At 37.1% G+C, this 13,282-nt stretch carries 8 protein-coding genes; 5 read left to right on the top strand and 3 right to left on the bottom strand.

Annotation, left to right across the window (positions count from 1 at the left end; all coding sequences use genetic code 11):
* Nucleotides 1-90 precede the first annotated feature (90 nt).
* The 4 genes from metG (at nt 91) to tsaA (ending at nt 5,706) form a co-directional block, all read left to right on the top strand.
* Nucleotides 91-2,208, top strand: a complete 2,118-nt coding sequence (gene metG / locus H4J39_RS01790) for a methionine--tRNA ligase (protein WP_182225738.1) — start codon at nt 91-93, stop codon at nt 2,206-2,208.
* Nucleotides 2,209-2,404: 196 nt separating this feature from the next.
* Entirely contained in the window at nt 2,405-4,531 is a 2,127-nt protein-coding gene (locus H4J39_RS01785; RefSeq protein WP_182225714.1) for a cation:dicarboxylate symporter family transporter, read from the top strand.
* A 9-nt stretch (nt 4,532-4,540) separates the two neighbouring features.
* Entirely contained in the window at nt 4,541-4,975 is a 435-nt protein-coding gene (gene rcsF, locus H4J39_RS01780; RefSeq protein WP_259368720.1) for an Rcs stress response system protein RcsF, read from the top strand.
* The gene (gene tsaA, locus H4J39_RS01775; RefSeq protein WP_182225713.1) at nt 4,975-5,706 is read left to right on the top strand and encodes a tRNA (N6-threonylcarbamoyladenosine(37)-N6)-methyltransferase TrmO; all 732 of its coding nucleotides are present in this window, start codon (nt 4,975-4,977) and stop codon (nt 5,704-5,706) included. Before rcsF ends, tsaA begins: the two co-directional genes overlap by 1 nt.
* 103 nt (nt 5,707-5,809) lie before the next feature.
* Here the strand turns inward: tsaA and H4J39_RS01770 are convergent, their stop codons facing one another.
* The gene (locus H4J39_RS01770; RefSeq protein WP_182225712.1) at nt 5,810-6,301 is read right to left on the bottom strand and encodes a peptidylprolyl isomerase; all 492 of its coding nucleotides are present in this window, start codon (nt 6,299-6,301) and stop codon (nt 5,810-5,812) included.
* A gap of 306 nt (nt 6,302-6,607) precedes the next feature.
* Here H4J39_RS01770 and H4J39_RS01765 point away from each other — a divergent pair, with 306 nt between their 5' ends.
* Nucleotides 6,608-7,021, top strand: coding sequence for a hypothetical protein (locus H4J39_RS01765; RefSeq protein ID WP_182225711.1), 414 nt, complete (start codon nt 6,608-6,610; stop codon nt 7,019-7,021).
* A gap of 53 nt (nt 7,022-7,074) precedes the next feature.
* Here H4J39_RS01765 and pyrD read toward each other — a convergent pair whose 3' ends face one another.
* Both pyrD and H4J39_RS01755 read right to left on the bottom strand, forming a co-directional pair.
* Complete coding sequence (pyrD, locus tag H4J39_RS01760; RefSeq protein ID WP_182225710.1) at nt 7,075-8,085, bottom strand: quinone-dependent dihydroorotate dehydrogenase; 1,011 nt, start codon at nt 8,083-8,085, stop codon at nt 7,075-7,077.
* A gap of 86 nt (nt 8,086-8,171) precedes the next feature.
* Complete coding sequence (locus H4J39_RS01755) at nt 8,172-13,022, bottom strand: NAD-glutamate dehydrogenase (RefSeq protein ID WP_182225709.1); 4,851 nt, start codon at nt 13,020-13,022, stop codon at nt 8,172-8,174.
* Nucleotides 13,023-13,282 lie beyond the last annotated feature (260 nt).

Genomic DNA, 13,282 nt, shown 5'->3' with positions numbered 1-13,282 from the left:
ATCGCGTTTAGGCAATAATTATTAATGAAAAGTAGTGACAAATTCTGTACCATTCCTCTCATAATTACCACCAATAAATGTAAACTTTATATGTCGTTACCTAAGTCTTCATCACTCACTAATAATAAACGTAAAATTCTTGTAACCTGTGCGCTTCCTTATGCTAATGGCTCGATTCATTTAGGCCACTTACTCGAACATATTCAGACCGATATTTGGGTACGTTTTCAGCGTATGCGCGGCCATGAAACTTATTTTGTTTGTGCTGATGATGCTCACGGCACGCCTATTATGCTAAAAGCGCAAGAATTAGGTGTTACACCAGAAGAAATGATCAACGGTGTGCGCGAAGAACATATGAGAGATTTTGCTGATTTCCATATAAGTTTCGACAATTATCATTCAACTCATAGTCCTGAGAATGAAGCGTTTGCTCACGAGATTTATAATCGTTTGCATGCTAAAGGGCATATAAAAACCAGAGTTATTTCTCAGCTTTACGATCCAGAGAAAGGCATGTTTTTACCTGATCGTTTCGTAAAAGGAACATGCCCGAAGTGTAAAGCAGAAGATCAAAATGGTGACAGCTGTGATGAATGTGGCGCAACATACTCTACAACAGAAGTATTAAACCCACGTTCTGTTGTGTCTGGTGCGACTCCTGTTTTTAAAGATTCTGAACATTACTTTTTTGATTTACCTGCTTTTGGTGAAATGTTAGAAGACTGGACACGCAGCGGCGCATTGCAAGATGAAATGGCTAACAAGTTAGCTGAATGGTTTGAGTCAGGTTTACAACAGTGGGATATTAGCCGCGACGCCCCTTACTTTGGCTTTGAAATACCTAACGCGCCAGGTAAATACTTTTATGTATGGTTAGACGCTCCTATTGGTTATATGGGGAGTTTCAAAAACTTATGTGATAAAAAAGGTATTAACTTTGATGATTTTTGGAAATTAGATTCAGAAGCTGAGCTTTATCATTTTATTGGTAAAGATATTATTTATTTCCACAGTTTATTTTGGCCCGCCATGCTTGAAGGCGCAGGTTTTAGAAAGCCTACCGCGGTTCATGCGCACGGTTTTGTTACCGTTAATGGCGCAAAAATGTCTAAATCTAAAGGTACTTTTATCAAAGGGCGTACCTATTTAGAGCATTTGAACCCTGAATACTTACGGTATTACTATGCTGCTAAGTTGACGCATAAAATTGATGATTTAGATTTAAATCTTGAAGATTTTGCGCAACGGGTAAATTCAGATTTAGTTGGTAAAGTGGTTAACATTGCTTCTCGTTGTGCAAGTTTCATCACTAAACGTTTTGACGGTATGCTATCTATTAATATCGACAACCCTGAACTTGCCAATGAAGTAATGGCTGCAGGTGACTCTATTGCCGCTCACTATGAAGCACGTGATTTTGCGCGAGGTATGCGTGAAATAATGGCTTTAGCCGACAAAGTTAATGAATATATTGCCATAAAAGAACCATGGCAATTAGTAAAAGACGAAACTAAACAGCAAGAAGTACAAGATATTTGTTCACTCGGTATCAACATGTTCCGCACATTAATGATTTATTTAAAACCTGTGTTACCGGTATTAGCAGACAGTACAGCAACATTTTTAAATGATGAGCTAACCTGGGAAGGCCATAAAACCTTATTAACAGGTCATAAAATAAATAAATTTAAAGCCTTGCTACAGCGTGTTGATATGGACAAAGTTAACGCGGTAACAGATGCCTCCAAAGAAAACTTACTCGTGAAAGATGAGGCTGAGAAACCAGCTAAAAAAGTTAAAGCAGCAAAAGTGGTTGATAACACTGCAGCTCTTAATGATCCTTTAGGTTGTGATCCGATCAGTGAAGAGATTCAATTTGACGATTTTGCTAAAATTGATTTACGTATCGTAAAAATAATTAACGCTGAGCATGTAGAAAAAGCGGATAAATTATTACGCTTGACCCTAGCACTTGATTCAAAAGAAGAAGGTGGTGAAACACGTCAGGTATTTGCCGGTATAAAATCAGCATACCAACCAGAAGATTTAATTGGTAAGCATACCGTTATGGTTGCTAATTTAGCGCCAAGAAAAATGCGCTTTGGTATGTCTGAGGGCATGGTACTCGCCGCAGGACCTGGTGGCAAAGACTTGTGGATATTAAACCCTGATGACGGCGCACAGCCAGGTATGCGGGTAAAATAAAAATAAGTTTAATGTTCGTTAATTAAAGGCAGTGAAAATTCACTGCCTTTTTTATAAAATCATTGCCATTATTTCTAACATTATTCGATAACATGACACCGAATATAATTGTATCACTTTGTTATTTTATGAATAATTTATAAATAGTTCGTTATAATCGATATTATGGTAAAAAACTAGGGTTTCAATATTTTATATGTTGTTTGGTAAACCGCCTTTATTAGTACAGATAATCTTAGCGATGTTTTTAGGCTTGCTGTTAGGTTATTTCTTTTCAATAGAATATTCAGTCATTGATCATACTGCCAATGCATTTGTCACTTCCCTGCAAATGACAGTGCTTCCTTATATTGTGCTTTCACTTATTGTTGGCATCGGAGGACTTTCTCCAAGTAGAGCTAAAAAAGTCTCTAAACAAAGTTTATTCATTATTTTGATGATGATAGTTGTTGTGCTATTTTTTATCTTTGGCACACCATTATCTTTTCCTCAATGGCAGCAAGCCGAATTCTATTCTATTAATACTGTAAAAACGGTACCTGAATTTAGCTTGGTTGATTTATTCATTTCGGCAAACCCTTTTAATGCCCTTGCCAATACGTTAATTCCTGCAGTAGTTTTCTTTAGTATTTGTATGGGCCTTGGCTTAATGCAAATAAAGTCTAAAAGACAAACCTTATTACTACTGACCAACTTACAACAAGCAACGGCGAATATTAATAGCTTTATAATGAAATTTGCACCACTGGGTATTTTTTGTATCGGTTGGCGTGCGGCGGTTACCCTTGATGCGAGTCAACTCGATGGCTTAGTTGTCTACATGCTGAGTGCTATTGTCTTGGTTATACTGCTTTGCTTTGTGGTTTTTCCTGCCATTGTTGCAACAATCACCCCCTTTGGCTATCGAGAGATAATTCTGGTATCGCGAGAGCCTATGATCACTGCTTTTGCTACAGGCAGTTTCTTTTCAGTACTGCCTATTATCGTTGAGAATACGAAAAAATTACTCAAACAGAAGTACCCTCATGAAAACGAACTTGAGAAAATATCTGAAATAATAGTCCCTATCTCTTTTAGTTTACCGGTGGGTGGCAAACTACTCGCTTTACTTTTCGTGCTATTTGCCGCTTGGTTCTCTGGTGCCTATATTTCTTTTTCTGATCATATCAATTTGATTATCGCTGGTTTGCCGCAGTTGTTTGGTAGCACCACCTTGGCTATGCATAACTTGCTGGAATTATTTAATGTATCTGGCGCCATGTTCGATTTTTACTTAGTCTCAGAAAACCTCATTGGTGCTCGATTAAGTGCTGTTTTCTCAGTAGTATTTTCTAGCTGTTTACCTTTATTAATCGCTACAGCCATGGTGAAACGCTTTACAATAAAGTGGCGTGCCCTCTTACGTAATTTAGCGATAATCCCGCTTATTTCAGTGATTGCTTTTATCTCATTACGTTTCAGTTTTGACTCAATTAGCCACCAATATGAAGGTTATACAAAGTTTATTGAACGCGATTTTTTATTTGGTCATGTTGAAAGTACTTACCTTGAAAAAAGCCCAGAACGGTTAAAAAGCGATGCCTCGTTTTCTCCAGTGTTAAAACGAATTCAACAACGTGGGTTTATCCGAGTAGGCTATTTTAGAGATGACTTACCTTACGCTTTTCATAACAATAACGGTAAATTAGTTGGTTTTGACATTGAAATAATGAACCAACTCGCTATTGATCTAGCGGTGAATGTAGAGTTTGTTAGGATTTTTCATCACCAAGCTGAAGCACTACTACAATCAGGCTATTTAGATATAACGACAGGTATACCTGTGATCCCTGACAATATGACTAAATTTACGCTTACGGTACCTTATTCTCAGCAGTCGTTAGCCTTTATTGTTAAAGACAAACGGCGCGTAGAGTTCAAACAGTGGTCAAATATCATTGCAAATGAAGACTTGATTATCGGCATCCCTGAAACTTTCTTTTATCAAACCGCCGTAGAGCGTAATTTCATTCACAATAAGGCATGGAAAATTTCAACGCCAAGGTTATTCTTTAAAGAAAAGTATCAACATATTGACGGTATGTTATTTGGTGCCGCCGCTGCCTCTGCTTGGACATTATTACACCCTGAATATACTGTTATTGTACCTAAACCTTTGCTAGCGCCTATATCAATGGCATTTCCAATTAATCATAATGACCAAGCTTTTGAGCTATTTATGCGTAATTGGATCAACATGAAGCAACAAAGTAATGTTATCAATAAATTATTTGATTATTGGATCAGTAATAAAACCCCTGTAAAAGTAATTATAAAGAAGTAGTCCCTACATATGAATACAGATAATAAGTACAAAAAAACCAGCAATACGTTAACGCTAATGCTTCTTATTGCAGCATCAATAACATTATCGGCATGCTCTTCTCAATACACGGTTTCAACCAATTTGGATAAAGAAAACTTTCAAACATACTTTAGTCACACACAAGTCAACGTTGTTAAAGACGAGAGTGAGTTACTCGGTAAGTATAAACTTATAGGCATGGTTGAAGGTCAAGACTGTCAAACAAAAATTCATCATGCAGCACCAGACAAAATAGTGGCAAGAACTCAGGCACGAAGACAAGCCTTTGAACAACATGCCAATGCAATAATTTTTACGGGTTGTGCGCTAATAAATGACAACCAAGCAGATAAACAATGTATTGAAACAGTTGTTTGCTATGGTAAGGCTTATCAAGTTGAGCAGGCGAGCAGTATTCAATAATGCAAGAGCAGCCAAGTAACCAGATTACTTTTAATTATATTGGTCGAGTTAACTCTCCTTATAAAGAAAAATTCGCTATTCCTCGCCAACCTGGGTTAGTGAGTGCAGCAAAGGGGTCAATTTCTTTAATTGATAATGCTAACAACGAAGAATTGTTACGTGGTATCGAACAATTTAGTCACCTGTGGGTATTATTTATCTTTCATGGTACAGCGCAACAAGGTTGGAAACCGCTCGTTAGACCTCCACGTTTAGGGGGAAATAAAAAATTGGGGGTATTAGCAACTCGCTCTACTTTTAGACCAAACCCCGTTGGTATGTCGGTCGTAAAATTAGAGAATATTGAACAACAAAATAAACAATTAATCATCAATATTTCGGGTTTGGACCTTCTTGACCAAACACCCGTTATTGATATTAAACCTTATATTCCCTACTCTGACAGCATTAGTGGTGCTCAAGCTGGCTTTGCACAGCAGCAACCTTTTCAAGCGTTATCAATAACATTTTCTAAGCAAGCACAAGAAGAGACTAAAAAGTATCAGCAAGTGTATGCCGATTTACCACTTTTTATAGAACAAGTGTTAGCTCAAGATCCCCGGCCTGCGTATAAGAAACAACAAGAAGACACTAAAATTTATGGGATGATACTCTACGATTTAAATATTTTGTGGCAAGCTCAATCAAGTATTGAAATATCCGTACTTTCAATCAGTAAAATTAGTGGCTAACTTTACTACCTGACACAATATTGTGAAACAATCAGTGACATAAAAAAGGATCAGCAAAGCTGATCCTTTTAATGTTCAAATAAATGATAGTGCAACGAAAAAATTAGTGGTGATGACCACCAGCGCCGTGTGCGTGACCATGTTCAATTTCTTCATCAGTCGCAGCGCGAACATCAACAACGTCTAAATCAAAGGTTAATACCATGCCAGCAAGTGGTGGATTAATATCAACAGTCACCATAAATTTACCTGCTTTAAGAACAGTCACTTGACGTTGACCTTGCTCAGTTTCAACAGCTGCAGTCATGCCTGCTTTCCATTTAGTTGTGCCTTGTCCATCTTGTAAGTGCTTTGAAGGTACACGTTGAATCATATCTTCTTTACGTTCACCGTAAGTATCTGCAGGTTGTAACGTTACTGAAAATTTATCACCGATTTCTTTATCGGCTAAGGCATTTTCAACACCCACTAACATATTGTTATAACCATGAAGATAGGCTAAAGGATCACTAGCGTATGATGACTCTATTTGATTGCCCGCTTCATCTTTTAACGTGTAGTGAAACTGAACAACCGTTTTGTTTGCAATTTTCATTTTAAATCCACTTTATTTAATACAATAATAATTTTCAGCGAGTGTAGCAAAAACTACGACTAGCCACTATGCCCAAAGTAATAAAATAACCACACTGGCAGCAATTAAAAACATGCCTAGATATTCCATTAGATTAATACGTTCTTTAAAAATTCGATAGGTTAAGGTTAGGAACGAGTTGCATTTTATCATCACACCAAACATAAACAATTGAGATAAATTTAATAAAAATAATTCGTTATGCTTTATGTTATTAATTAATATTGGTAATGTCTAAATATTAATATTTAAAACAACCCTAAGACTATGACAGAAAAGCTACCTATCGCTATTATGCCTAGCAACGATTTAATGGCAAAATTTAAGCAAATAAAATCAGTCTCTAATAAGCTTGAAGCTCAGTTTAATTTTCAAACACTGACAGCAAATTGGTATGGTGATGAGAATAATATTTTGTTGATCAATCTTTATTTAGAAACTAACGAGGTTTTTCAGTGTGAAATTAAAAAAGATCATCAAGGCGATATTAACCAATACGCTGATGATGTTTTTAGTGTCTACCAAAAAGAAACACCAAAAATAAATTGTTTTATCGCGATAACACCTGCCGAGTTAATATTACTCGAACAGCAAAATAAATTATTGCCTCGTTATATTGAAGCTAAACTTCATAAAATTATCAATTTAATTGCCAAGCAGCTTACGCTATTTCCTATTTAATCAAGTCTAAGAAATAGCGTTATAACCTCTAAGAAAATAAGTTAAAGCTAATCTTAAAGCGTATCTACAATATCTTTAACAAGTTCAGGGCCTTTATAAATAAAACCCGTATAAACTTGTACTAATTTAGCACCTGCAGCAATTTTTTCTTGAGCATCACGGCCACTTGAGATACCGCCGACACCAATAATAGGTAAGTTATTGTCTAACGCTATTGCCAATAAACGAATAACTTCGGTACTTTTGTCTTTTACCGGTTTACCACTTAAGCCGCCCTGCTCTTCACCATGCTCAAGACCTTCAACACCTTCACGAGAAAGCGTGGTGTTTGTGGCAATAACACCGTCTATCTTATTTCGAATCAAACAGTCAGCAATCGATTCAATTTCTTCTTGAGATAAATCAGGAGCTATTTTAACCGCTAATGGTACATATTTGCTGTGTTGGTCTGCCAGTACTTTCTGTTCAGCTTTAAGCGCAGCTAGTAATTCATTCAGTGCATCACCGTATTGTAATGAACGTAAGCCGGGGGTGTTGGGGGATGAAATATTAATCGTAATGTAGGTGGCGTAATTATATACCTTACGCATACAAATAAGATAATCATCTTTTGCATGCTCATCAGGCGTATCTTTATTTTTACCAATATTAATACCAAGCACACCGGTAAAGTTTGCTTTTCGCACTTGGTCAATTAAGTAGTCAACACCTTTATTGTTAAAGCCCATACGGTTTATTACCGCGTTGGCAGATGGTAAACGGAAAATACGAGGCTTTGGATTGCCTGGTTGCGGTTTAGGCGTAACAGTGCCTATTTCTACAAAACCAAACCCCATAGCAGCAAAAGCGTTAATGCATTCACCATTTTTATCTAACCCTGCGGCTAAGCCTACTGGATTAGGAAAAACAATGCCCATCGCTTCTACAGGTTTATCGGTAATATTTTGTTTATATAAGAGGTTTAGCGGCGAAGAACCTGTCGCTTTAAAACCTTTAATAGTCATCTCATGAATAGTTTCAGGATCAAACTTGAATAATACTTTGCGTATTGCGGAATAAAACATATTGCCTCTTAAAAAAAATCCCCACTTAATAGTGAGGATTTTATCAGTTAAATCAATCTCGTTAAAGTTCGATTATTACACTTCATTTATTTTGTTGGATCACAATTTAAACTTAAAAGCATAAGCTCTCTTAGCGCAACAGAGAATTTAGCGAACTCGTGAGTTCGACCAATTCTAAAGTCAGCTAAAATTTGGTGCCAACGTTCAAGAGGCTGAGCATTTGTCTCGATCCATTGATCAAGCAAAGCTTCAATCTCTGGCTCTTCAACACTACAATTACATCGTAATACCACTTGAGCTAATGAGCGTTGCTGCCAATCTAGTTCTTCTCTAAATGAAGCCCTAGCAAGTGCTTGCCAATGATTCGCCACCGGCTGACCCGTGATCTGGTCTAAGAACCAATGTAAATGTAAACGCACACCTAATTTGAAGTACAAATGCGCAACAAGCTCGATAGAGCGACCATCGGCCACTGAAATATCAGCAATGTCCATCACAGGGAATAGTGAGCTTAACTGTGATATGCGTCTCGCAATATTTTCAGGAACACCTGTTGTAACAAGATCTGTTTCAACACGCTTTAATTGCTCGACTTCAGCCTTAACAAGTAATTGATCTAAATTACTGGCTAGATTTATAAAGGTAGGTCTGTAAAACTCAATCGTTTCAGCAATACCTAATGCTTTATTACGATGACGTAAGAACCAACGAGTAGCGCGTCTTACTGTACGACGCATTTGAAATAGCATTTCGGTTTGAATAGACGTTGAAATTTTATTATCTAATTTCGTTATTTCGTTCCAAATCGTAGATAATTCAAAAACCTCACTCGCCATAACATAACAGTTAGCTATTTCAGCAATCGTTGCGCCTGTTTCTTCATGCATACGATTAACAAAGTTAAAGCCCATGTCGTTGCCAATATTATTAGCCAACTTAGTCGCAATAATTTCAGCACGTAGTGGATGAAGTTGCATTTGGTCTTGGTATTTAACTTGTAGCTGAGGTGGAAAAGCTTCAAGTAATAAACGGTCGTGGTATGGATTATCAGTAATTCCAGGGCAAACTAAATCTTCTTTTAAGACCATTTTACCATAGGCAAGTAGTACAGAAAGTTCAGGACGAGTGAAACCTTGACCTTTAGATAAACGCTCAGAAATTTCGTCATCAGTTGGAATAAACTCTAAAGCACGATCTAATTTCCCTGCTTTTTCTAAACCATGAATGAAGCGTTCTTGTTCTTTTAATTGTTTAACACCACGCATTGCCGTAATTGACAATGAATGTGTTTGACGATAACAATCTTCAATTACAATTTCACCAACATCATCGGTCATATCATAAAGTAGCTTATTACGTTGTTTAACGGTTAAATCACCGTTTTGAACTAAACTGTTTAAGAGTATCTTAATGTTTACTTCATTATCAGAACAATCAACACCACCGGCATTATCAACCGCATCGGTATTAATTCTTCCGCCACGTAGACCAAACTCAACACGACCAAGCTGTGTAAAACCTAAGTTACCACCTTCACCAACAACTTTTGCTTGTAATTCGTTGCCATTAATACGCAGTGAATCATTCGCTCTATCGCCAACATCAAGATGCGACTCTTTAGAGCTTTTAACGTACGTACCGATACCACCATTCCATAATAAATCGACTTTCATTTTTAAAATGGCTTGCATTAAATCAAGCGGCGACATGGTTTGTTTTTGCGTACCCAGCATTTTCTTGATTTGCGGTGTTAATTTAATAGATTTAACATGGCGGCTGAAAATAGCACCACCTTCAGAAATTAAGTCTTTGTTATAATCTTCCCAAGTACAACCTGGGGTGTTAAATAAACGTTCGCGCTCTACATAAGAACTCGCTGCATCTGGATTTGGGTCAATGAAGATATTCATGTGGTTAAAGGCAGCTTGTAAACGAATATGCTTTGACAACAACATGCCATTACCAAATACATCACCCGCCATATCTCCAATAGCAATACAGGTAAAATCAGTAGATTGACAATCAATGTCCATCTCGCGGAAATGACGTTTAACAGACTCCCAAGCGCCTTTAGCCGTAATACCCATCGCTTTATGATCGTAACCAACACTACCACCGGAGGCAAACGCATCGCCCATCCAGAAGTTGTATTCGTCAGAAATAGCGTTAGCCGTATCTGAGAACGTTGCCGTTCCTTTATCTGCTGCAACCACTAAGTAAGGGTCATCTTCATCGAGACGAACAACATTAAGAGGTGGAACAACGATGCCATCAATAATGTTGTCAGTTATATCTAACAAACCACGAATAAAGGTACGGTAGCATTCTTTACCCGCTTCAAATATTTCTTGACGACTACCATTCGCTGGCAATTGTTTACAAACAAAACCACCTTTAGCACCAACAGGCACAATGACTGTATTTTTAACTTGTTGTGCTTTTACTAAGCCTAAAACCTCGGTACGGAAATCTTCTTGTCTGTCTGACCAACGTAAACCACCACGAGCGACTTTACCACCACGTAAATGAACACCTTCAAGTTGTGGTGAGTAAACAAAAATTTCAAATTCAGGTATCGGTAGAGGAACATCACTAATCTGACGAGGTAAAATCTTAAATGAGATATAAGACTTTTCACCCGTGACCGCATGAGGTTGAAAATAATTCGTACGAATGGTCGCACTGATCATTTCAACAAAACGGCGGATAATACGGTCATCATCTAAATTCGCCACATTATCAAGAGATTTTTCAATATCAGCACTGACTTTGTTTAACGCTTTCTCTGAAATTTTTGTGGTGGGATCAAAGCGGAAATTAAAGAATTTTATCAGTAATTCAGCAATATTGGGGTAGCGAGCAAAGGTATCTTCGATATAACTTTGACTAAAAGTACCACCAATTTGGCGCTCGTATCGAGCATAAGCACGTATAATTGAGACTTCACGACCACCGAGTTCGGCACCCAAAATTAAACGGTTAAAGCCATCATCTTCTAAATCACCTGCCCAAACTTTAGCAAAGGCGTCTTGGAATAGGTTTTGCACTATTTCAAGAGTGAACTTACCTTGACCGGTAAGTAACATCGAGAAGTCTAAGATCCAACAAGCTTCGCCACTTGAGGTTTTTACCAAATAAGGGCTTTCACCAATAACGCGTAAACCAAAGTTTTCGAGAATAGGCAAAATATCCGATAAGTGGATTGGGTCGCCAGTATGAAATAATTTTAATTTTACGTGACGGCTATCAGCACTTTCCTCTTGTGGTTGATAAAACAACATTTCAAGCGGGTTTTCTGCAGATATTGACTCAAGTTTTTCAATATCAACGATGGCTGTGCCTGGTAAAACTTCGTCTTTATATGATTGCGGAAAACTGCAATATTTGCGACTTAATGTTTTCCCTTTTGCCTCTCCTTTGTGAGAGTTAAGCGATGCTGCGAGTTTGTCATCCCAGCTTCTTGCCGCTTCATTTAAATTCTTTTCAATTTGTTTCACGTTGATATCTGCTTTAGTTGATTTAACACGCACAATATAATGAGTACGTGCTTGTGCTGATTCAGAAAAGTAAGTAGTAAACTCTACTTCTTGATCGCTACCAAATGCTTCTTTCAATAATTTTTGAGTGTTAACACGAAGTTCAGTGTTGTAACGCTCTCTTGGCACATAAACCATACAAGAATAAAAACGGTCAAAAGCATCACGACGCACAAATAACCCAGAATAATCTCGTTCTTGCATTTGAAAAATGCCTAAAACATTTTTCAATAGCTCAACAGTACTACTTTGTAATATTTCATCACGTGGATACGTTTCTAAAATATTAATTAAGGCTTTGTAAGCATGTGTACCACGAGCAAAACCAGAGCTTTCACAAACGTTAGTCACTTTTGATTTTATTAACGGTAAATCCAAAGCACTATTAGTGTAATACGCAGAACCAAATAAGCCGACAAAGCGCTCTTCACCAATTACATTACCTTTATCATCAAAACGTTTTACCCCAATATAATCAAGGTGAGCAGGACGATGAACGCGCGAACGAGAGTTGGTTTTGGTTAAAATTAAAGGGTTAACACCTAATGCGAGTTCACGAGCGGAGCTTGATAAAGATGAAATTAGACGTTCAACGGTTCCATCAGAGCGCTTCATTAGCCCTAAACTTGATTTAACATTGGCAGATAATGCTTTGTCACCCGTTAAGGTTTTTACATCATATGAACGGTAGCCTAACAACGTAAAGTTATCGTTTAGCATCCATTTTAAAAATTCTAGTGCATCATCATGTTCATTGATTGAACAAGGTAATTTTGCTTCAGTTGTTTCAGTGATCAATTCACCTAAACGCGTTCGCATCGCTTGCCAATCATCAACGGTTATCGCGATATCATCAACAACTGAATGAATTTCTTTGGCAATTTTATCAAGTACTTTTTGATCGGTTTGACGATCGACTTCAATAAAAAAGACAGATTCAACAGATGATGATTTTAATGACTTATTAGCAGCGGCAGCAAACTGGGTAATTTGGTTATTCTTGTCACGTATAATATTAATTGGACTGTTTAACATTAAATGTGGGGATAAGCCTAATCGGTTAAGCGCAATTCGTAAAGAATCGACGAGAAAAGGCATATCTTTAATAATAACTTCAATGATTGTATGGCTTGATTTCCAACCATGCTTTGAAACTTGAGGATTAAAAACTTTAACCACCGGGTTATTGTCTTGGTGATCATTTAACGAATTCCATAAACTTAACGTTGCGCCATACATATCACTATCGTTGCGATACTCTAAATCAAGCGTGGAAATATTACTATAAAGGAGGTCTGCAAACTGCTCGACAAGCGGAGCCGTTTTAGCGGGTACTTTTTGCTGAATTAACTGTGCTACGTTCGAAAGTATCACTGAGGGTAAACCGTCTACTAACGTCATGCCGTTTTCCTTTTTGGATAAAACGCTGTTGTACTAATTGCTTCAAAATATAATATTAACAACAATTAATGTGTAATTTGTATTATTTATTTTATAAATTTTTATTATTGTCTAAAAGAATAGACTATATGTACGATTTTATTAAGAATTTTAGGCTATTGCGAGGAATATTTTACTATTTTTTGAGAATGATTGTTTCTAAGAGAGGATCTAAATTACTGAGAGTAAGTGTTTATTCACTTGTTATAAATAGAAAATGA

The organism is Colwellia sp. Bg11-12 (genome assembly GCF_014076955.1).
Taxonomy (GTDB): Bacteria; Pseudomonadota; Gammaproteobacteria; order Enterobacterales; family Alteromonadaceae; genus Colwellia_A.
The sequence above is the reverse complement of the archived record's forward strand: the minus strand, read 5'-3'. Positions and strand labels throughout refer to the sequence as shown.

Coding starts and splice junctions, on each gene's coding strand:
- H4J39_RS01755 (WP_182225709.1), bottom strand. CDS start 13,022: ATGACGTTAGTAGACGGTTTACCCTCAGTGATACTTTCGAACGTAGCA.
- tsaA (WP_182225713.1), top strand. CDS start 4,975: ATGCAAGAGCAGCCAAGTAACCAGATTACTTTTAATTATATTGGTCGA.
- metG (WP_182225738.1), top strand. CDS start 91: ATGTCGTTACCTAAGTCTTCATCACTCACTAATAATAAACGTAAAATT.
- pyrD (WP_182225710.1), bottom strand. CDS start 8,085: ATGTTTTATTCCGCAATACGCAAAGTATTATTCAAGTTTGATCCTGAA.
- H4J39_RS01785 (WP_182225714.1), top strand. CDS start 2,405: ATGTTGTTTGGTAAACCGCCTTTATTAGTACAGATAATCTTAGCGATG.
- H4J39_RS01765 (WP_182225711.1), top strand. CDS start 6,608: ATGACAGAAAAGCTACCTATCGCTATTATGCCTAGCAACGATTTAATG.
- rcsF (WP_259368720.1), top strand. CDS start 4,541: ATGAATACAGATAATAAGTACAAAAAAACCAGCAATACGTTAACGCTA.
- H4J39_RS01770 (WP_182225712.1), bottom strand. CDS start 6,301: ATGAAAATTGCAAACAAAACGGTTGTTCAGTTTCACTACACGTTAAAA.